The sequence below is a fragment of the Streptomyces sp. NPDC053367 genome (assembly GCF_044545925.1).
Lineage (GTDB): Bacteria > Actinomycetota > Actinomycetes > Streptomycetales > Streptomycetaceae > Streptomyces.
Window position 1 is genome coordinate 394,787 of record NZ_JBITYN010000003.1, and the last position, 19,713, is coordinate 414,499.

18 protein-coding genes and 1 pseudogene are annotated in these 19,713 nt (G+C 73.1%); 10 read left to right on the plus strand and 9 right to left on the minus strand.

The features are described 5' to 3' along the window. Window positions 1–298: 298 nt before the first annotated feature. The gene (locus tag ACIGXJ_RS11450; protein WP_005318814.1) at window positions 299–502 is read left to right on the plus strand and encodes a cold-shock protein; all 204 of its coding nucleotides are present in this window, start codon (window positions 299–301) and stop codon (window positions 500–502) included. 80 nt (window positions 503–582) lie between these two features. Here the strand turns inward: ACIGXJ_RS11450 and ACIGXJ_RS11455 are convergent, their stop codons facing one another. Then, a complete protein-coding gene (locus ACIGXJ_RS11455) occupies window positions 583–2,019 on the minus strand; it encodes a DEAD/DEAH box helicase (protein WP_399643231.1) in 1,437 nt (478 codons plus the stop codon). 298 nt (window positions 2,020–2,317) lie between these two features. On the opposite strand from ACIGXJ_RS11455, the gene ACIGXJ_RS11460 reads away from it, so the two are divergent. Next, entirely contained in the window at window positions 2,318–3,772 is a 1,455-nt protein-coding gene (locus ACIGXJ_RS11460) for a phosphatase PAP2 family protein (RefSeq protein WP_399643698.1), read from the plus strand. A 3-nt stretch (window positions 3,773–3,775) separates the two neighbouring features. On the opposite strand, the gene ACIGXJ_RS11465 is transcribed toward ACIGXJ_RS11460, so the two are convergent. Continuing rightward, window positions 3,776–4,549, minus strand: coding sequence for a polysaccharide deacetylase family protein (locus ACIGXJ_RS11465; RefSeq protein WP_399643233.1), 774 nt, complete (start codon window positions 4,547–4,549; stop codon window positions 3,776–3,778). Between the two features lie 200 nt (window positions 4,550–4,749). On the opposite strand from ACIGXJ_RS11465, the gene ACIGXJ_RS11470 reads away from it, so the two are divergent. Next, the gene (locus tag ACIGXJ_RS11470) at window positions 4,750–5,124 is read left to right on the plus strand and encodes a hypothetical protein (RefSeq protein WP_399643235.1); all 375 of its coding nucleotides are present in this window, start codon (window positions 4,750–4,752) and stop codon (window positions 5,122–5,124) included. Between the two features lie 37 nt (window positions 5,125–5,161). Here ACIGXJ_RS11470 and ACIGXJ_RS11475 read toward each other — a convergent pair whose 3' ends face one another. The 6 genes from ACIGXJ_RS11475 to ACIGXJ_RS11500 form a co-directional block, all read right to left on the minus strand. Beyond that, window positions 5,162–5,803, minus strand: coding sequence for a response regulator (locus ACIGXJ_RS11475; RefSeq protein ID WP_399643237.1), 642 nt, complete (start codon window positions 5,801–5,803; stop codon window positions 5,162–5,164). Next, complete coding sequence (locus ACIGXJ_RS11480) at window positions 5,800–6,999, minus strand: sensor histidine kinase (RefSeq protein ID WP_399643239.1); 1,200 nt, start codon at window positions 6,997–6,999, stop codon at window positions 5,800–5,802. Before ACIGXJ_RS11480 ends, ACIGXJ_RS11475 begins: the two co-directional genes overlap by 4 nt. Before the next feature lie 5 nt (window positions 7,000–7,004). Beyond that, the gene (locus ACIGXJ_RS11485) at window positions 7,005–9,188 is read right to left on the minus strand and encodes an MMPL family transporter (RefSeq protein ID WP_399643241.1); all 2,184 of its coding nucleotides are present in this window, start codon (window positions 9,186–9,188) and stop codon (window positions 7,005–7,007) included. A 122-nt stretch (window positions 9,189–9,310) separates the two neighbouring features. After that, a complete protein-coding gene (locus ACIGXJ_RS11490) occupies window positions 9,311–10,156 on the minus strand; it encodes an RNA polymerase sigma factor SigF (RefSeq protein ID WP_399643243.1) in 846 nt (281 codons plus the stop codon). A gap of 88 nt (window positions 10,157–10,244) precedes the next feature. Further along, the gene (locus ACIGXJ_RS11495; RefSeq protein ID WP_399643245.1) at window positions 10,245–10,667 is read right to left on the minus strand and encodes an ATP-binding protein; all 423 of its coding nucleotides are present in this window, start codon (window positions 10,665–10,667) and stop codon (window positions 10,245–10,247) included. A gap of 354 nt (window positions 10,668–11,021) precedes the next feature. After that, window positions 11,022–11,507 carry a MarR family transcriptional regulator gene (locus ACIGXJ_RS11500; RefSeq protein ID WP_399643247.1) on the minus strand — a complete coding sequence of 162 codons (486 nt, stop codon included), beginning with the start codon at window positions 11,505–11,507 and terminating at the stop codon, window positions 11,022–11,024. A 149-nt stretch (window positions 11,508–11,656) separates the two neighbouring features. On the opposite strand from ACIGXJ_RS11500, the gene ACIGXJ_RS11505 reads away from it, so the two are divergent. From ACIGXJ_RS11505 to ACIGXJ_RS11535, 7 genes and pseudogenes are all read left to right on the plus strand, one after another. Then, window positions 11,657–12,826, plus strand: a complete 1,170-nt coding sequence (locus ACIGXJ_RS11505; RefSeq protein ID WP_399643249.1) for a PP2C family protein-serine/threonine phosphatase — start codon at window positions 11,657–11,659, stop codon at window positions 12,824–12,826. Window positions 12,827–13,059: 233 nt separating this feature from the next. Beyond that, window positions 13,060–13,959 carry an STAS domain-containing protein gene (locus ACIGXJ_RS11510; RefSeq protein WP_399643251.1) on the plus strand — a complete coding sequence of 300 codons (900 nt, stop codon included), beginning with the start codon at window positions 13,060–13,062 and terminating at the stop codon, window positions 13,957–13,959. After that, a pseudogene (locus tag ACIGXJ_RS11515) lies at window positions 13,956–14,324 on the plus strand (STAS domain-containing protein); the annotation flags it as partial. The gene ACIGXJ_RS11510 and the pseudogene ACIGXJ_RS11515, both read left to right, overlap by 4 nt. Before the next feature lie 161 nt (window positions 14,325–14,485). Then, window positions 14,486–14,956, plus strand: coding sequence for an ATP-binding protein (locus ACIGXJ_RS11520; RefSeq protein ID WP_399643253.1), 471 nt, complete (start codon window positions 14,486–14,488; stop codon window positions 14,954–14,956). Next, complete coding sequence (locus tag ACIGXJ_RS11525) at window positions 14,953–16,005, plus strand: SpoIIE family protein phosphatase (RefSeq protein WP_399643255.1); 1,053 nt, start codon at window positions 14,953–14,955, stop codon at window positions 16,003–16,005. Before ACIGXJ_RS11520 ends, ACIGXJ_RS11525 begins: the two co-directional genes overlap by 4 nt. Continuing rightward, window positions 15,992–17,914 carry a PP2C family protein-serine/threonine phosphatase gene (locus ACIGXJ_RS11530; protein WP_399643257.1) on the plus strand — a complete coding sequence of 641 codons (1,923 nt, stop codon included), beginning with the start codon at window positions 15,992–15,994 and terminating at the stop codon, window positions 17,912–17,914. Before ACIGXJ_RS11525 ends, ACIGXJ_RS11530 begins: the two co-directional genes overlap by 14 nt. 49 nt (window positions 17,915–17,963) lie before the next feature. Beyond that, window positions 17,964–19,175, plus strand: coding sequence for a PP2C family protein-serine/threonine phosphatase (locus tag ACIGXJ_RS11535; protein ID WP_399643258.1), 1,212 nt, complete (start codon window positions 17,964–17,966; stop codon window positions 19,173–19,175). Window positions 19,176–19,188: 13 nt separating this feature from the next. Here the strand turns inward: ACIGXJ_RS11535 and ACIGXJ_RS11540 are convergent, their stop codons facing one another. Then, on the minus strand, window positions 19,189–19,701 hold the full coding sequence (locus tag ACIGXJ_RS11540) for a MarR family winged helix-turn-helix transcriptional regulator (protein ID WP_399643260.1): 513 nt from the start codon (window positions 19,699–19,701) through the stop codon (window positions 19,189–19,191). Window positions 19,702–19,713 lie beyond the last annotated feature (12 nt).

A 19,713-nucleotide genomic window follows, 5' to 3' on the forward strand; every position in this document is an offset into this window, starting at 1 on the left:
CACTCCCCGCGCTGAGAGTCACCGCACCGAGCTGAGGCTCGCCGCGCGGGGCCAGGGAGCTGTCGCCCAGGGCGCCCCGTCGCAGCGGGCACTGAAAAACTGACATCACCGGAACAGATATTCTCCGGCATTCCACGGCCGCGCCGTTTTCCTTGCAGCCGCCTTTATCCATGCTACGCTGGCTGTCAGTTGCAGTTGTGGTTGCCAGTTTTTGTCACAGGTTTTTCCGGGCAGGTGATCATCGCAGCGATGAGGAGGCTCGTGAAGTGCGGGCCTCGTTTACTGCCTAGGAGTTCACATGGCTACCGGTACCGTGAAGTGGTTCAACTCGGAAAAGGGCTTCGGCTTCATCGAGCAGGACGGCGGCGGCGCTGACGTCTTCGCCCACTACTCGAACATCGCCACCTCCGGCTTCCGCGAGCTGCAGGAAGGCCAGAAGGTGACCTTCGACGTCACCCAGGGCCAGAAGGGCCCGCAGGCGGAGAACATCCTCCCCGCCTGATCCAAGGCCACACAGGCTTGAAAAAGGCCCGCACCTCAGGTGCGGGCCTTTTTCGTATTGCATGAACAGGAAATGAACAATCAGGCCGCTCGGCCGACCGAGGACCGGCTCCCCGAAGCACCGCCGGCCCGGCCACGGCCGTTGCGCCCACGCCGGCCACGCCCGGAAGAGGACGTCGAGGACGACCTCGACGAGGACCCGGACGACGAGGACGCGGCGCGGCGCGCGGGCTGCTGCGGAACGGGCGGCGTGATGACGACCGGAACCCCGGACGGCGTCCGGGCCCCCGTGATCCGGCTCAGCTCCGGCACCCCCGGCCGCACGGGCGTGATCCGCGCGGTGACCCCGGCGGACGCCATCAGCCGGTCCATGTCGCGTCGCTGGTCGGGCGTCACCAGCGTGACGACGGTGCCGGACTCGCCGGCCCGGGCGGTACGGCCGCCGCGGTGCAGGTAGTCCTTGGGATCGGTGGGCGGGTCCACGTTGACCACCAGATCGAGGTCGTCGACGTGGATGCCGCGGGCGGCGACATTGGTCGCCACCAGCACCGTCACCTGGCCGTCCTTGAACTGGGCGAGGGTCCGGGTGCGCTGCGGCTGGGTCCTGCCGCCGTGCAGGGCGGCGGCGCGGACGCCGCTGTTCAGCAGGTGCTTGGTCAGCCGGTCCACCGCGCGCTTGGTGTCCAGGAACATGATCACCCGGCCGTCCCGGGCCGCGATCTCCGTGGCCGTCTGCTTCTTGTCGGCGTCGGGGACGTGCAGTATGTGGTGCTCCATCGTGGTGACCGCGCCCACCGGCGGGTCGACGGAGTGCACCACCGGGTCCGTCAGATAGCGGCGGACCAGCCGGTCGACGTTGCGGTCCAGGGTGGCCGAGAACAGCATCCGCTGCCCCTCGGGACGCACCTGGTCGAGCAGCGCGGTGACCTGCGGCAGGAAGCCCATGTCGGCCATCTGGTCGGCCTCGTCGAGGACGGTGACGGCGACGTCGTCGAGCCGGCAGTCGCCCCGGTCGATGAGGTCCTTCAGCCGGCCCGGCGTGGCGACGAGCACCTCCGCGCCGGCCCGCAGCGCCCCGGCCTGCTTGCCGATCGACATCCCGCCGACCACCGTGGCCGTCCGCAGCCGCACCGCGCCTGCGTAGGGAGCGAGCGCGTCGGTGACCTGCTGGGCCAGCTCGCGGGTGGGGACGAGCACCAGGGCCAGCGGCCGGCGCGGCTCGGCCCGCAGCCCCGCCGTACGGGCCAGCACGGCGAGGCCGAAGGCGAGCGTCTTGCCCGACCCGGTGCGGCCCCGGCCGAGCACGTCACGGCCGGCCAGCGAGTTGGGCAGGGTCGCCGCCTGGATCGGGAACGGCGCTGTCACCCCCTCCTGGTCCAGCGTGGCCAGCAGCGGCCCGGGCAGGGCCAGTTCGCCGAACGACTCCACGGCGGGCAATGCCGGCGTGGTCGTCGTGGGCAGCCCGAATTCACCGGCCGGGCGGGTGCGTCCGCGCTGCTGCGAGCGAGCACGACTCATAGAAATCCTCACGCTTTCCTGGACGCGACCGGTATCCGTCAAGGAAATAGCGCGTCAAAAAGAAGGACCCGCACCCCGAGGCGCGGGTCCCAACTGCTCTGAAGTGTGCGGTGGTACAGAGGTCTGACGAAGCTCGACGGTACCACGCCGCAATCCGCTAGCATGTGCGAACTCGCGCCTAATGCCGCCCTTTGGCCCGTCCTCGACGGAAAACGGTGACGGCGACGGGACAAACACCTCGAAACGACCGGAACTCAGCAAAGCGGCAAGACGATTGATACCTAGAGCGCGGGCGACCCTGTGGGCCACGGCAGGGGTGACGGTCCTCGGATTCCTCGGTGCGCTGGAGATCGCCGCGCACCGCTACGGGATGCACGGGCCGGTCACCGGCCTGGCACGCGAGGCGGTCCTGCCGCCCAAGTCGGGCTTCGCGCTGTACGCCGGCCTGGCGCTGACGATGGTGGTGCTCACCCGGCGGCAGCGGCTCGTCGCGGCCGCCGCCGCGGCCGGCGTCGACGTCGTCCTGTTCCTGGTGCGCTGGGCCGCCGGTGCCGACCTGAGCGACGGCCATCCCTTCGGCAGCGGTGCCCTGTGGGTGATGCTGGGCTGCGCGGCCGTCGCCGTCCGCCGTCGCACCGGCCCGGACCGCGCCCTGATGCTCAAGGGCGTCGGTCTGGGCCTGCTGCTGGTGGCCGGCCGCAAGACCGGCGACACCTGGCTGCTGATCACCGCCAAGACCCGCCCGACGGTGCTCGACCCGTACGTGGCGACCGCCGACCACGCGCTGGGCAGCCCGTCCTGGCTGATGGGCCGGCTCCTCACCGCGAGCGGCACGATCGGCGCCCACGCCCTCAACTACGTCTACGCCCAGCTCGCCGTGGCCGCGGTCGTCGTCGCGCTGTACCAGCTGCGTCATGTGGCGGCCGAGCGGCGCTTCCCCCGCCACCATCTGGTGCGCACGTTCCTGGTCATAGGGATGCTCGGTCCGGCCGTCTACATGATCTTCCCGGTGGTCGGCCCCCTCTACGCCTACGGCGCGGGCAACGAGCACTGGGCGTCGGCCCAGCTGTGGCCGCCCAGTCCGCCCACCTTGCCGTGGGCGGTGGCGGACCTGTGGCCGGACGTGCCGACGCCGGTCGGGTCCCCGCACCCCATCCCGTTCGACGGGATCACCCCGCGCAACTGCATGCCCAGCCTCCACACCGCCTGGGCCACCGCGATCTTCATCCACTCCCGCAGGGCACCGCGCGTCCTGCGCTGGGCAGGGACCTTCTGGCTGATCGCCACCCTCTGCGCGACCCTCGGCTTCGGCTACCACTACGGCGCCGACCTCGTCGCCGGTGTGGTCTTCACCGTGACGATCGAGGCGGCCCTGCGCGCCCACGACCGGGGCTGGGACCGGCCGGGCCTGCGCCTCGTCGCGTCCGGCACGGCCGTCTTCGCCGCGCTGCTGGCCTCGTACCGCTTCCTGCCGGTGCCGATGGCCGAACACCCGTGGGTGGCCGGCCCGCTGCTCCTGCTGGCGATGGCCTCGGTGATCGTGGGCTACGTCCGGACCACCGCCCGATGGGACCGGAGATCCGCACCGGACCCGAACCCGCCGAACCCGGACCGGGACCCGAACCCGGACCCGCCGAACCGGGACCGGGACCCGAACCCGGACCCGCCGAACCAGGACCCGAACCCGGACCCGGACCCGGGCCCCGGCCCGGACGCGACGCCGGACGCGGAGCCCCAGCCCGAACCGGTCTGACGGTCAGCGGACCGGGAAGCCGAAGGAGTACCCCTGCTCACTCAGCCAGGGCAGGACCCGGCGCAGGGCCTCGACGGTCTGGGAGCGGTCGCCGCCGGCGTCGTGGAAGAGCAGCGTCGGCCCGTTGGGCAGCTCGCGCTGGACGGTGGCGACGATGGCGTCCGCGCCCGGCTGCTCGAAGTCCTTGGTGTCCACGTTCCAGCCCAGCGGGCGCATCCCGCGGGAGGCGGCGACCTGCCGGCTGTAGGGGGTGAAGGCACCGCCCGGCGCCCGGTAGTACATCGGCCGTACGCCGCCGGACGCCTCGGTGATCATGCGTTCGGCGTCGAGTATCTGCTGCCGCTGGTAGGCCTGCGACTGCTTGTCCATGGTGGTGTCGTGCGACACCGAGTGGTCGCACAGCCGGTGCCCGGCCGCGACGACCTGCTTCACGAGGTCCGGGTGGGCCTGCGCCTGCGTCCCGACCATGCAGAACGTGGCCTTCACGTCGTACTCGCGCAGGACGTCGAGCACCTGCGGGGTCCAGACGGGGTCCGGGCCGTCGTCGATGGTGATGTTGACGCCGCGCTCGCCCTTGTCGGAGGCGTGCACGATGGTCACCGCGACCGGCGTGACGGCGCCGCCCGGCGTGGCCGACGCGGTGGCCCTCGGCGAGGGACCGCCCACCGAACCGGCCTGTGCGGTCCACACCGAGGCGCCGGCTACCAGCACCGTCACCCCCAGCGCCGCCCCGATCATCTTGCCGTACCAGCCCCGCCCGCCACTGTGCCGCGCCATGTCCGCCCCGCCCTCGCGTAGTTCCCCGCCGATCCCCGGCCACCAGACAGGACGGCGGGCCGCGCCCGCGGGATCCCTCCGTTACCAAGAACGGACAATTCCAGAGGAGTTCACGTACACACGCACCTCGGTGACGAGACGCGTGATCGTGAGGCTCGGCTGCTCTTCCCTCGGCGCGCCGTACGCATAGGCTCTGCTGTATGTCGAACCCTGATGAGCTGCTCGTCGCCATCTCCGCCGCTGTGGAGTCCGAGCGAAGCAATCAGATGTCGCTGACCGTGGTCGTCAGCGGCGCCGTGATCACCGGAAGGCTGGCCCCCGAGGCCGTGTGGCGGGAGCGGGTGGTGGAGGTCCTCAAGGACTCGGACCGGCTGCGCCCGTTCGCGGACGTCTTCGCCCGCGGCCCGGGCGAGGACCGGGCCGGCCGCGGCGAGGCGCCCACGCATCTGCACTTCCATCTCGCCCGGATCCTGCAGGGCAGCCTCGGTCTGCCCGAGACGGGAGGCATGTACCGGGTCGCGATCAAGGACGTCAGCGCGTGGACCGTGGGCGACCTCAGTTACATCGACCAGTGAGACGCCCGCCCGGGGCCGTGCGCCCCGGGCCCGCCGCCTACCGGGGCCGCGGCAGCAGTCCCCTCTCCATCGCCACGACCACGGCGCGCGTACGGTCGTTCACGTCGAGCTTGGCGAACAGCCGCAGCAGGTGGGTCTTCACCGTGGCCTCGGCGATGACCAGGCGCCTGCCGATCTCGGCGTTGGTCAGGCCGTCCGCGACCGCGGTGAGCACATCGGTCTCGCGCTCGGTCAGCGGTTCCTGGGCGGGCCGGCGCATCCGCGCGACCAGCTTCGCGGCGACCCGTGGAGCGAGCACCGTCTCGCCGCGGGCAGCAGCGTGGACGGCGTCGACGAGCTGCTCGCGCGTGGTGTCCTTGAGCAGATAGCCGATGGCACCGGCTTCCACCGCGCGCTCGATCTCCACGTCCGTGTCGTACGTCGTCAGGATCAACACCCGGGTGCGCGGATGCCCGGCGACGATCTCCGCCGTCGTCGCCACCCCGTCGAGGACGGGCATCCGCAGATCGACCAGGGCCACATCGGGGGCGAACCGCTCCACGAGGTCCAGCGCGGCCCGGCCGTCCCCCGCCTCGCCGACGATCTCGATGCTGTCCTCGCCGGCCAGCAGCGCGATCACGCCGGCGCGCATCACGGTGTGATCGTCCACCACGACGATCCGCAGACGCCCCGCGCTCATGCCTCCCCCTCGTGCGCCGGCGGGATCATCGCCAGGATCCGTGTCCCGTCGCCCACCGAACTCGTCACCGTGAGCCTCCCGCCCAGTTCCGCCAGCCGTTTGCGCATGCCGTCGAGCCCGAAGCCCGCCGACTCCCCGACCACGAATCCCGTCCCGTCGTCGGTGATCTCCAGCTCCACCCCGTACGGCCGCCGGACCAGCACCACGCCGACCGTGGAGGCGCCCGCGTGCTTGCGTACGTTGGCCAGGGACTCCTGGGTGCAGCGCAGCAGCGCGATCCGGGTCTGCTGGTCGCAGTCGAGGTCGGCCAGATCGGCGTCCACGACCAGCTGGGTGTCCTCCGCGAAGCGGTCCAGCGTGCGGCGCAGCGTCTGTGTCACCGACCCGGACGCCACCCGGCCGGGGCCGGGCTGCCCGGCCGAGGCGACCAACTCCCGGGCCTCGGCGAGGTTCTCCCGGGCGGTCGCCTCGATGGACCGCAGCTGCCGGGCACTTCGCTCCGGGTCCTCGGCCATGCCCGCCCGGGCCGCCTCCGCGAGGACGACGATCGAGGCGAAGCCCTGCGCGAGCGTGTCGTGGATCTCCCGCGCGATGCGTTCCCGCTCGTCCGCCGCGCCCTGGCGCTGGTGCGCCTCGGACAGACGCGCCTGCGTCCGCTCCAACTCCTCGATCAGCCGGGCGCGTTCGCTGCTCTGCTCGACGACCGCGTGCGCCCACAGGCCGATCAGCACGCCCACCGCGACCACGATCAGCGTGGACACCACCGTCTCGCCGAAGAACTCCGCCGACCAGCCCTGCCGCAGCAGGCTCCCGGCCAGCGTGGCACCGGTGGCCAGCCCGAGGAATCCCATCGAGGCCCGCGGCGTGCGCCCGAACATCCAGTAGTGCGGCAGCGTCACCATGAACAGCGCCGCATAGCTGCTGCCCGCGTACGCCAGTCCGCCGAGCGCGAGGACGAGCACCGAGAGGTACACCTGCGGACGTACGACGGGATTGCCGGGGAAGCGGTCGAGGACGGCGTAGCAGAGCACCACGCAGGCGAGCAGCGCCAGGGACCTGTACGAGCTGCCGCCGGGCGGAGCCGTCGTCACCAGCCCGACGGCCATCGCACCGAACAGCACCCAGCACACCGCGTTCCACCGGCGCAGCGACGTGGCCCAGAAGGTGTCGGCCAGGGGAGCGGTCGCAGTGGTCATACCGATCAACGTACGTCGGCCGTCCGCCGCTCGTCGGCGGTTTCGGCCGAGGCCGCCGCCGTGCGCGCCGCCGGCCGCCCCGGCCACCAACTCGCCTCGCCGAGCAGCAGCATCGCCGACGGCAGGATCAGGATCCGGACGACGAAGGCGTCGAGCAGCACGGCCACGGCGAGGACGAAGCCGATCTGCTTCATCTCGATGATGTGCAGGAAGACGAAGCTCACGAACACGGTCGTCATCACCACCGCCGCGCTCGTCACCACGCTCGCCGACCGGCGGATCCCGTCGAGCACGGCCTGCCGCGTCGGCACCCCCGCGAGCACGGCCTCCCGGATCCGGCTCACCACGAACACCTGGTAGTCCATCGAGAGGCCGAAGAGGATCACGAACAGGAACAGCGGAACGCGGGACCCGATCGACCCCGTGGAGCGGAAGTCCAGCAGCCCTTCCGCCCACGACCCCTGGAAGACCAGCACGAGCAGTCCGAGGGAGGCCGCCGCGGACAGCAGGTTCAACCCGACACCGATGAGTCCCAGCACCACCGAACGGAACGCGAACGCGGTCATCAGGAAGGTCACCAGCAGCAGCGCCCCCAGCACCAGGGGGAGTTTGCCGTTCTGATGGGCGGGATAGTCCGTGTACCGGGCGACGTCCCCGCTGACCCCGAACTCCGCCCCGGCGACCCGCCCCACGGTCGCCGGCAGGTACTGCTGCCGCAGATGGTCGAGGGAGTCGTACGCCTCCTCGGAGTCGCCCAGGTACGGCACCTTCAGTTCGAGCGTGCTGATCCGCCGGTCGGCGGAGGTCCGCACCGGCGAGGCCCCGGCGAACAGCGGATCGCCGTCGGCCCGCCGGGCCACCTCGCGCAGCGCCCCGGCGACCTCGCCGGCCCGCGCGGCATCGGCTCGTACGACGACCTGGTGGGTGACCCGGTGGTCCGGGAACGCCTCGTTGAGCCGGTCGTACACCCGCATGGCGGGGATCTCGCGGGAGTGGGTGTCCCGGCTCATCTCGGTGATCTTCAGCCCGGCGAGCGGGGTGACGAGCGCGAGCAGGGCGAGGACGGACACGCACAGCGTGGCCAGGGGATGCCGGCCGGCGGGCCGCAGCAGCGCTGCCCACACGCGGCCGCCCTCACGCGACGGCTTCTGCCTCCCGGCGCGGCGCCGCGCCCGGCGCTCCTCCCGGTGCCCGAGCTTGACCAGGAGTGCGGGCAGCACGGTCAGGGAGCTGGCGACCGCGACCAGGACGACCACGATCGTGCCCGTGGCCAGCGAGGAGAAGATGACGTCGGCGGCGAGGTACAGCGTCGCGGTGGAGGCGACGACCGCGATCCCGGACACCACGACCGCCCGGCCCGAGGTCGCCGCGGCCAGCTCCACCAGTGCCGCGGAACTCAGCCGGCCGCCCGAGCGGGCCCGCTCCTCACGCTCCCGCTTGAGGTGGAAGAGCGTGTAGTCGACGCCGACCGCGAGCCCGATCATGAGGATGACGTTGGTGCCGACCCCGGCGTCGGGGGACAGGTGAGAGGCCACCATCGACAGCCCGACGGCCGCCGCGATCGAGGACAGTGCCAGCAGCAGCGGCACCCCCGCCATGGTCACGGACCCGAACACGACCAGCAGGGTGAGGAGGGTGAGGGGGAGCGTGATCTTCTCCGACAGCGCCAGGTCGTCACTGCGCTGCCCGTCGACCCCCTTGCTGACGGAGGGACTGCCGGTCTCCTCCAGCAGCAGCCCCGGATGCGCCCTCCCCACGGCCTCGGTCTGCCCGGCGAGCGCGTCGACCTTGTCCTTGGCGTCCCGCTCCTCGCCCTTCAGGGCCACCTCGACCATGAGGATGCGGCGGTCCGAGGACACCACCGGCCGCGCCACGCCCGCCACCTCGGGCAGGGCCCGCATCCGCGCGGTGAGTTCCCTGGCCGCCTCCTCGGCCTCGCCGCGGTCCAGGGCGCCCGACCGGGCGGAGATCAGCACCTGCTCGGCCGGCCTGCGCTCCAGCTTGCCCTCGGCGGCCATCGCCTCGGCCCGCCCGGCCTCGCCGACCCGGTAGTCGGCCGTCGTCGCGCTCCGCGTGCCCACGGCGCTGCCGATCCCCAGGCACAGCGCCACGAACACGACCCAGCCGACGATGGCCCACCAGGGGTGCCGGGCACTCCAGCGGGCCATCCGCACAGTGAATGAATTCATGCCCAACACCCTGGCTGGCCAGGGCGGTGGCCAGACAGAGGTGATGGGCTGAACTCCGTGTCCACCGATCGGTGGACACGGAGCCGGGCGTTGTGCCGGGGACGGGGCGACGCGGCCCGACGTCAGCCCGTGGTGAGCATGCCGCTCCGCAGCCGGGCCACGATGCGCGAGACCAGACGCGAGACGTGCATCTGGGACATGCCGAGGCGCCGGCCGATCTCGGCCTGGGTGAGCTCCTCCACGAACCGCAGGTGCAGGATCATGCGGTCGCGTTCGCCGAGGCCGGCGATGAGCGGGGCGAGGGCGTGGAAGTCCTCCACGAGCTCCATGCCCGGGTCCTCCGCACCGATGAACTCCGCCAGCGTCGTGTCGCTGTCCTCGGCGTCCGGCCGGACGGCCGCGTCCAGCGAGGAGGAGGTGAAGCCGTTCGCGGCGACCTGCGCCTCCAGGACCTCCTCCTCGGTGAGGTTCATCAGGGCGGCCAGCTCGGAGACCTTGGGGGAGCGGCCGAGCCGGGAACTGAGCTCCTCGGTGGCCTTGGACAGCTCGGTACGGGCCTCCTGCAGGCGGCGCGGCACATGCACGGCCCAGGAGGTGTCGCGGAAGAACCGCTTGATCTCCCCGACGATGTACGGCACGGCGAAGCTGGTGAACTGCACCTCGCGGGAGACCTCGAACCGGTCGATGGCCTTGATGAGACCGATGACGCCGACCTGGACGATGTCCTCCATCGTCTGGCTGCCGCCGCTGCGGAACCGGCCGGCCGCGTAGCGGACCAGCGACATGTTGATCTCGATCAGCGTGTTGCGGGCGTACTGGTACTCGGGGGTTCCCTCTTCGAGGACGGCGAGACGCTCGAGGAACACCTTGGTCAGTGTGCGCGCGTCCTGGGGGCCGACCTTCTGCGGCTCGGCGATCTTCGGCAGCTCCGCCTCGGTTCGCGTCACCGTGTCGACCTTCGTCGCCATCACAGAACCCTCCCTGTCGTCCCGGCCCGCTCCGGTGCAGCGGCGAGCCACCTAGTGGGGCCGTTGCCCCACTTCTGGCTTCTCATGCCTACACCGTAGGGGAAACGTGAGATGAGTCACTTTCCGCGGTCGGTGAAAGTAAGGCTTCCACCGTTTTGCCCTCGGGCCCCTTCCGCACGTCCACCTTCGACGCGAGCTTCAGGACGAGCGGCCATCCGAACCCTCCCGGCTCACAGGCGGGTGTGCGGCGCGGGCGCGGCGGGAGGGGGCTGGCGTCCGTCACGGTGACCACGACCGCCCCCCGGTCGGTCCGCAGCTCGAAGCCGGTGGCCCCGCCGGCGTGCCGGATGGCGTTGGTGACCAGCTCCGACACCACGAGCAGCACGGCGTTCGTGAACTCCCGGTCGTCGGGGGCGACCTCGGCGAGGAAGGCGCGGGTCAGGTCACGTGCCCGCCCCGCCGTCTCCGGTGCCCGGAACCGGCGCCGTTCCTCGTCCAGGGAAGCATGCACGGGCCCACCTCCGTCGTTGGCCGTCCGTTCTACTGCTGCCTCTACCCGGGCGAGTGATGATCAGGCCGGTCCAGGTCTCCGGCGAGTTTTTGGCCGGTCCCCTCACACGAGCTTCACCGGAGATGCGCAGGTCCCCCCTGCTCGGGGTACACGGTCCTCCAGCGGTTCCCTCAGGGGAACAGTTGCCGTTTGACAACAATAGCCGTGAGGCAACAAAGTAGCCGTGTCGGACGTGCACGGGGAAGGATCTGGAATGTCCCGGTGGGAGCAGGCCGCTCCGTGCGTGGTGCCGCTCGTGCCCTCTCCGACCCCGGGCCCTCCCGGCCGGCCGGCGCGCCCACCGCGCGCGGGAGTTCAGGCGGTCCGGCTGTCCGGCGCCGCGTCGGCCTCGTGTATCCGCAGCGCCGCCGCGTCGCAGAACGCCTCCAGCCCCTCCAGCAGCGCGCTCCGCTTCGCGGCGGGCATGAGGGCCAGCACCGCCTGGAGCTCCTGCTCCCGGCGGGCCCGAAGGTCGGCCAGGAAGGCCCGGCCCCGGCCGCTGAGGTGCAGTCTGACCTCGCGCCGGTCGGCGGGGCTCACCACGCGCTCGACGAACCCGGCGGCCTGGAGCCGGTCGCACAGGCGGCTGGTCGAGGGCGGCGTGGAAGCCAGTGAGTCGGCGAGGGTGCGCAGGTTGATGCCGTCGTGGTGCTCCAGGATGAGCAGCACGCGCAGCTGGGACGCCGAGGCCGGCGCGGTCGAGGCCCGGCCCCAGAGCACTTCCAGCAGCTCCGCGGCCGTGGAGGTCACACGGGCGACCTCGTCGGGCTGTGGGCGGGGGCGGAAGGCAGTCACTGTCACACTCTCGCAGGTACTGGGACGGCCGTCAGCGTACTAGGCGGACGGCCGACGGCAGAGGTCCCGGACGACCGGCACGGCTACGTCGAACGGCACGCTCCCCCGAGCGAGGCCCCCGAATGTCCGACGTAAGGATTGGTGTTTTCTCCATCGTGAACAGATTCGTGACCGCTGAGCGCGCCCTGCGTACGGCGGCACCCCACGCGCTGCTCGACGCTGTCCGCCGCGTACTGATCGAGCAGTACGCGGCGGAGTCCGTCGAGCTGTTCATGGCCGACTACGGCCTGACCGTGCTCCAGCCGGTGTCCGTCCTGCCCCACACCATGGAACCGGTGTCGTTGCACAACAGCCCCGTGGGCCGTGCCTTCGGGGCGCAGGAGCCGTTCGTGGAGGCCCTGCCCGGCGGCAGGGCGCGCGCGCATCTGCCGGTCAGCGTGCGCGGCGACCGGCTCGGGGTGCTGTCCGTGACCCTGGCCGACGCCGAGGAGGCCCACAAGCACCGGGACGAACTGGCCGAGGTCGCCGAGGTGCTCGGCCACGAGGTGGTCGTCGCCGAACGCGACACCGACATCTATCTCCAGGCCCGCCGCAAGGACCGGCTCACCCTGGCCGCCGAGATGCAGTGGCAGCTGCTGCCCGGCCGCTCCTGCACCCGGCCCGAGTACGAACTCGGCGCCCAGCTGGAGCCCGCCTACGCCATCTTCGGCGACAACTTCGACTGGTGCGCGACCGCCGACCACCTCATGCTGTACGTCACCAACGGCATGGGCGAGGGCATCGAGGCCTCCCTGCTGACCAACCTGGCCATCAACGCCCTGCGCAACGCCCGCCGGGCCGGCATCCCCATCGCCGACCAGGCGGCCCTGGCCGACCAGGCGGTGTACGCCCACTACCAGGGGCGCAGCTACCTCTCGGTGCTGATGTTCGACTTCGACCTCGCCACCGGCCGCGCCTGGGTGGTGGACGCCGGGTCCCCGCAGATGCTGCGGCTGCGCGGCGGCACCGTGGAGCGGATCACCTTCGACGCCCAGCTGCCGCTCGGCATGTTCGAGGAGACCGACTACGTGGCCCAGGAGTTCCGGGCCGAGCCCGGCGACCGGCTGGTCTTCGTCAGCGACGGGGTGTACGGCGTGGCCTCCCCCAGGGGGGAGGCGTACGGCGACGAGGCCCTCGCCCGCGCGATCCAGGCCACCCGCCTGCTGCCGGCGGCCGAGGTGCCCCGCGCCATCCTCCGGGAGCTGACCGGCCATCGCGGCCGGCCGGTCCCGGACGACGACGCGCTGGTGGTCTGCCTGGACTGGCACGGACGGGACGGACGCTGAGGGGTCGGCGGCCCGGACCGGGGCGGGCACCGGCCTGGCGGCGGCCCGGACCGGTCCGGGCGGGGACGGGCGCGGTGGCGCGGCGCGGTGAGCGCAAAGGGTCGCCCATGGTCCGTGCACGGACCTCCGACGGCTGTTGTTCGCGCCGTACCCCCGCCGCTAATGTTTGTCATGCGGCAATTATCGGGCCGGGGTCGGCCGACACGCGGCCCGGGTCCTGTACTGAGGAGACGATGCGGGTGTCGCAGCAGGACACGGACCACGGAGCGGCGGCACAACAGGTGTGCGGCTTCCTGCGACGGCGGCGGGAGCAGATCGCGCAGCGCTGGGCCGACGCCCCGCTGTTCCGCACGGTCTTCACCGTCTCCCGCGACGAGGCCGTGGACGCCTGCAAGGCCGTGGTGGACGCCCTGGCGGAGGTGGCGGCCACCGGCCGGCTGGAGGACATCACCGCGCCCGGCTTCACGACCGTCCGCGACCAGTTGGGGCGTACGTCCGCCTCCCGCGCCCGCACCGGGTCCACCCCGGCCCAGATCGCCGACGAGGTCGCCGCCCTGCGCGTCTGCGTCCATGACCTGCTGCGCGAGGAGTTCGCCGACCCCACGGCGCCGCAGGCCCACGAGGCGGCGCTGGCGCTGGCCGTCCTCATGGGCACCCTGCGCCTGGTGGTGATGGAGACGGCGCTCAGCGCCGGCAGCGAGCTGATCGAGCGGCAGCGGCAGCAACTGCTGGAGGTGACCATCCCGGTCATCCAGCTGTGGGAGGGCATCGTCGCCGTGCCCCTGATCGGCACGCTGGACAGCGCCCGCAGCCAGGTCGTCATGGAGAGCCTGCTGGAGGCCATCGTCGACCGGCGCGCCGTGTACGCGATCCTCGACATCACCGGCGTGCCCACCGTCGACTCGCTCGTCGCCCAGCACCTGATGAAGACCGTGGCCGCCGCCCGTCTGATGGGCGCCGAATGCGTCGTCTCCGGCATCCGGCCCGCCATCGCGCAGACCATCGTGCACCTCGGCATCGACCTGGGCTCGGTCGTCACCCGCGCCGGACTCGCCGACGCCCTGGCGTACGCGCTGGCCCGGCAGGGCGTCGAGATCCCGGCGCCCGGGCCGACCGGGGCGATCCCGGCGTGACCGCCCCGTCGCCGTCCCCGGCCCCCCGTGTGCCGGTACTGGCGCTGGGGGACGTCCTGCTGGTCACCCTTCAGGGCGAACTGCACGACGGCACGGCGGAGCGGCTCCAGCAGGACATCACCGAGCGCGTGGCCCGCAGCGGGGCCGCCGGCGTCGTCATCGACGTCTCCGGCGTGGAGATCGTCGACTCCTACCTGGGCCGCGTCCTCGCCGAGATCGCCGCGAACGCCCGGCTCCTGGCCGCCCGCACGGTGCTGGCCGGGCTGCGTCCGGCCGTGGCGATCACCCTGGTCGAGCTGGGACTCACCCTGCCCGGCCTGACCACCGCGCTGGACGTCGACCGGGCGCTGGCCGTGCTCACCGCCCCGGCGGGGGACCGTACGCGCGCCACGGGTCGTATACGGGTGGTGGATCCCGCGCTGGACATGGGCCGTGCGCGGGTAGGGGTGAAGAGTGAGCAGCACATGGGTCGCGCGGGGGTAAGGGACCGTAGGCAGGCAGTGGACCGTACGAAGGGGGGCCCGTGATGGCCGCCGTGCCCCGTCCCGTCGGCTCGATCAGCCTGCCCATCGGCTCCGACGCCGATCTGGCCCTCGTCCGGCAGCAGGTCCGGCAGGCCGCGACCGACCTGGGGTTCGGCCTGGTGCAGCAGACCAAGCTGGTCACCGCCGCCAGCGAGCTGGCGCGCAACACCCTCGTCCACGGGGGCGGCGGACTGGTGGAGATCGCCCGGCTCGACGACGGCCAGCGCAGCGGGCTGCGGCTGAGCTTCGTCGACCAGGGCCCCGGCATCCGCGACGTGGAGCTGGCGATGACGGACGGCTACACGACCGGCGGCGGTCTCGGCCTCGGTCTGAGCGGGTCCCGGCGCCTGGTGGACTCCTTCGCCATCGACACCGGGCGCGACCGGGGCACCACCGTCACCGTGGTGGCCTGGGCGACCGGCGTGCCGGCACCCCGCTCCGGTTCGGACTTCCCCCGGCCGGGGGCCGGATGACCAGGGCGTGGGACGTTCCGGTGCACGACTCCACCCGGGTGAGGGACGTCCGGGTGGCGGCGGAGGCCGCGTGCCGGGAGGCCCGCCTCGACGCCCACCGCACCGCGAACGCCGCCCTGGTCGCCACCGAGCTGGCGACCAACCTGCTCAAGCACGCCGGCGGCGGCCGTGTCGTGGTCAACCTCGTGGACGGGCCCGGCGCGGACCGCAGCCCCGCGGTGCAGCTGGTCTCCCTCGACCACGGCCCCGGCATCGCCGACGTCGCCACGGCCCTGCGGGACGGCTTCACCACCGCCTCCGCGGCCTCCCTCGGCGCGGGCCTCGGCACCTGCCGGCGCATCGCGGGCGCGTTCGACCTCTACAGCGTGCGCGGCCGCGGCACCCTCGTCCTGGCCCGCATCGACCCCGCCCCCGCTCCCCGGCGGGTGCCCGCCCGCGCCGGAGGCATCAACATCCCCCTCGCCCCGGCCGAGCACTCCGGTGACGACTGGACCTGGGCCCGCTCGGGCCCGCTGCTGACCCTGATGCTCGCCGACGGCCTCGGCCACGGCGCCAAGGCCGCCGAGGCGTCCGCCGCCGCCGTCGAGGAGCTGCACCGCTCGGCACACCTGCCGCCCGCCGACATCCTCCGCAGACTGGACACGGCCCTGCGGCCCACCCGGGGCGCCGCCGTCGCCGTGGCCCAACTGGACTCCGGCACCGGCAGGCTGAGCTTCGCCGGCGTCGGCAACGCCGGGGCCCGCCTGCGCACCGACGACGGCTGGCGGCCCCTGGTGTCCCACCCCGGCATCGTCGGCGCCGCCCTGCCGGCCAACGTGCCCGTGCAGCGGGAGCCTTGGACGGCGCGCAGCCTGCTCGTGCTGCACAGCGACGGCCTGCCCGGCCGCTGGACACCCCCCGAGGAGCCGCATCTGCTCACCAGCGACCCGGCGCTGATCGCCGCGGCCGTCCTGCGGGACGCCAGCAGCGCCGCGAGCCCCACACGCGACGACACCAGCGTGGCCGTACTGGCCCCCGAGTGCCGGACCGAGGCCCATGACCGCCCATGACACCTGGACGATCCGCTCCGCCCACGACGCGGCCCGCGCCCGCACCCTGCTGGCCCGGCTCACCGCGGACGCCGAGCTGCCCCTCGTCGACCGCGCCCGCTTCCTGACCGACTTCACGGCACAGCTGCGGCAGCACCTGGGTCACTCGGGCGACGCCGGCGTCGTCGTGGACGTCGTCGTCGACATCCCGGACACGGGCACGGGCACGGGCACGGACACGGGCACGGGCACAGGCACCGGGGGCCGTCTGCGGATCGTCGTACGGCCGCCGCACGGGCGGCCTCCGGTCCGGTACACGCTGCCCGGCCCGACCCCGGCCGGCCGCGCCCGGGTGCCGCGGCCCCGCGCCCGCCCGGCGGACCTCACCGCGGACGACCTGGCCGGCGCCCTCCTGGCCGACGACGAGGACACCGCGTCCCTCCTGGCCCGCCTCGGCGAGCAGGAGGACCTGGTCCGCTTCCACCGGGAGGAACTGCACCAGACCAACCAGGGCGTCCTCGCCCTGCACGCCGAACTCGAGGCCGCCGCACAGGCCCAGCACGTCCTCCTCGACGCCGAGCGGACCGCCCGCGCCGACGCGGAGAAGGCCCGCCGCCTGCTCACCTTCCTGGCCGACGCCAGCGCCGCCGTGACCGCCTCCCTCGACCCCGACGACATCCTGCGCCGCCTGCCCGAACTGCTCGTCCCCGACTTCGCCGAACAGGCCGACGTCTGGCTCTTCGACGAGGAGTACGGCGACGGGGAGACGGGGGGCAGGGCGGACGACCGGCCTGGTCCGGCGGGGGCCCGTGGCGGTGACGACCGGGCTGCCGTGACGGCGGATCGCGGCGGTGGTCACCGGGCTGCTCCGGCAGCGGCCCGCAGTGGCGACGGCCGGCCCGCCCGCACAGCCGCCCGCAGGGGAGACCATCCGGCGGCGGCCGTGACGGCGGCCCGCAGCGGGCGGCCCCAGCACGCCGCCCCCCACCCCGGCGGCCTGCCCGGCGTGGACGACCTGCCGCCCTCCCTGCTCAGCCCGGACCACCCGCTGCTGTGCATCCCGCTCACCGCACCCCGCCTGCTGGGCGTGCTCACGCTGACCGCTCCCGGCCCCCGCTTCGACCCCGACACCGTCGTCATGCTGCTGGAACTGGCCGGCCGGTGGGCCGTCGCCCTGGACCACGCCCGCCGCTACGAGCAGCACCGCGACATCGCCGAGGCGCTCCAGCGGGCCCAGCTCACCGAGCTGCCCCCCACCGAGGGCCTGCGGCTGGCCGCCCGCTACCTGCCGGCCACCCACGGCCTGAACATCGGGGGCGACTGGTACGACGCCTTCGTCCAGCCCGACGGCAGCGTGCTCGCGGTGATAGGGGACGTCACCGGCCACGGCCTGAGCGCGGCGGTGATGATGGGCCAGCTGCGCACCGCGCTGCGCGCCTACGCCGTCGAGGACGACAGCCCCGCCCGCATCCTCACCCGCCTGCACCACATGCTGTGCCAGCAGCAGCCCGCGCTGTACGCGACCGCGGTGATCGCCCGGTTCCGCCCCGGCGACCCGGCCATGGTGTGGGCGGCGGCGGGGCATCCCCCCGCGGTGGTCCGCGCCCCCGACGCGACGGTCCGGGTTCTCGACACCAAACCCGGAGTCATGCTCGGCGTCCCCATGCCCTTCACGTACGTGGACCACACGCTGCTCGTGGCGCCCGGCTCCACGGTCGCCCTGTACACCGACGGCCTCGTCGAACGCCGTGCCCATGGCATCGACACCGGCATCGGACGCCTGGCCCGGTTCATGGGCGCGCTGAGCGACGCGGACCTGGAGGACCTGGACGCCTCCGCCGAGGCACTGCTCAAGCCGCTGCTGCACGACTCCGAACGCGACGACGACGTCTGCCTGCTGCTCTGCCGCACTCTCCCGGCCGCCTCCTGAACGGCCCGCGGCGCGCTACGGTGAAGCAACAAGGGGAGAGGGTGACAGCGTGAACGCCTCCGAACCGGTCCGGCCGCCGGTCCCACCGGCCCCGCCGGTCCCGTCGGCGGAGAGCCTGCTGCGCGCGGCACCGCCGCACGCGCTGGTGGCCACGGCGGCCCGGCTGCTCGCCGAGCGGGCCGAGGCCCAGGAGGTCACCCTGCTCCTGGCCGACTACAGCCTCACCGTCCTCCAGCCGGTCACCCACCTCCCGCACACCGGCGACCCGGTCCCCGCGCAGGACGGCCCGGCCGGCACGGCGTTCACCACGCAGTCCCCGGTCGTCGAGGTCGGCGCCGACCCGGCGGCCGACCTGGTCCATCTGCCCATCACCGTCCGCGGCGACCGCCTCGGCGTGCTCTGCGTCCGCCTCCCGGCGGGCCGCACCGAGCCGTCCCTGGTCCTGCAGCTCCTCGACTTCGCCACCGCGCTGGGCCACGAGATCTCCACCGCAGGCCGGCACACCGACCTCTACCTCCGGGCCCGCCGCACCCGGCGCCTCACCCTCGCCGCCGAGATGCAGTGGCAGCTGCTGCCGGGCCGCGGCTGCGCCCAGCCCGAGTACGTCATCGGCGCCCACCTGGAACCCGCCTACGCCATCGGCGGCGACAACTTCGACTGGTCCGGCAGCGCCGACGACCTCACCGTCACCGTCACCGACGGCATGGGCCAGGGCATCGAGGCGTCCCTGCTCACCGGCCTCGCGGTCGGCGCCCTGCGCAACGCGCGCCGCGCCGGCATCTCCCTGGCCGACCAGGCCTGCCTCGCCGACCAGGCGCTCTTCGCCCACTACGGCGGCAAGTCGTACGCCTCCACGCTCCTGCTCCGCTTCGACCTGGACACCGGCACGGTGCACGCCGTGGACGCCGGTTCCCCTCAGCTCTTCCTCCAGCGCGGCGCCACCGTCGAGCGCGTCGAACTGGAGGCGCAGCTGCCCCTGGGCATGTTCGAGGAGACGGCGTACGAGGAGCAGACCTTCCACGTCGAACCAGGCGACCGCCTGATCGTGGTCAGCACCGGCGTCCACGGCACCCGCTCCGCGACCGGCGACCTCTTCGGCGAGCGCGCCCTGCGCCAGATCCTGGGCGCCACCCGCCGGAGCACACCTCACGAGACGGCCCGGTCCGTCGTCCTCGGGCTGATCGAGCACTTCGGCAGCGAGAGCCTCACCGCGGACGCGGCGGTGGTCTGCCTGGACTGGACGGGCCGGACGGGAGCCTGAGGGGCCGGCCGGGTCAGGGGCGGTGCGAGGCCGGACCCGACGGGGAGGGCGACGAGGAGTCCCGGGCGGCGAGAAAGGCCCGCAGCCCGCGCCGCAGGGCCTGCCGGTCCGCGGGCGCCATCGCGGCCAGCGCGGCGGCCAGGGCCTGCGTCCGCCGCTGGGCGACGTCCTCCAGCACGCGCCGCCCCTGAACGGTCAGCCCGAGCCGCACCTCGCGCCGCTTGTGCGGATGCATCGACCGCTCCAGCAGACCCGCGGCCTCCAGCCGGTCGCACAGCCGGCTGGCGGTGGGCAGCCCTATCTCCAGCTGCTCCGCCAGCCCGGTCAGGTTCAGCTCCGGCGCCGCCTGAAGGACGCGCAGGGCCCGCAGCTGGTGGGGTGACAGGCGTAGCGCCGCCTCCTGAGCCGCCAGTGACCACAGCTCCGCCATGCCCTCCACGGCATCGGCGACCTGCGAGGCGACGGCATCAGGGCCATCGCCGGTTCCCTCCGCGTGGTCGCCGCCGGGGCCGCCGAGACGGGTCACGAACACATCACT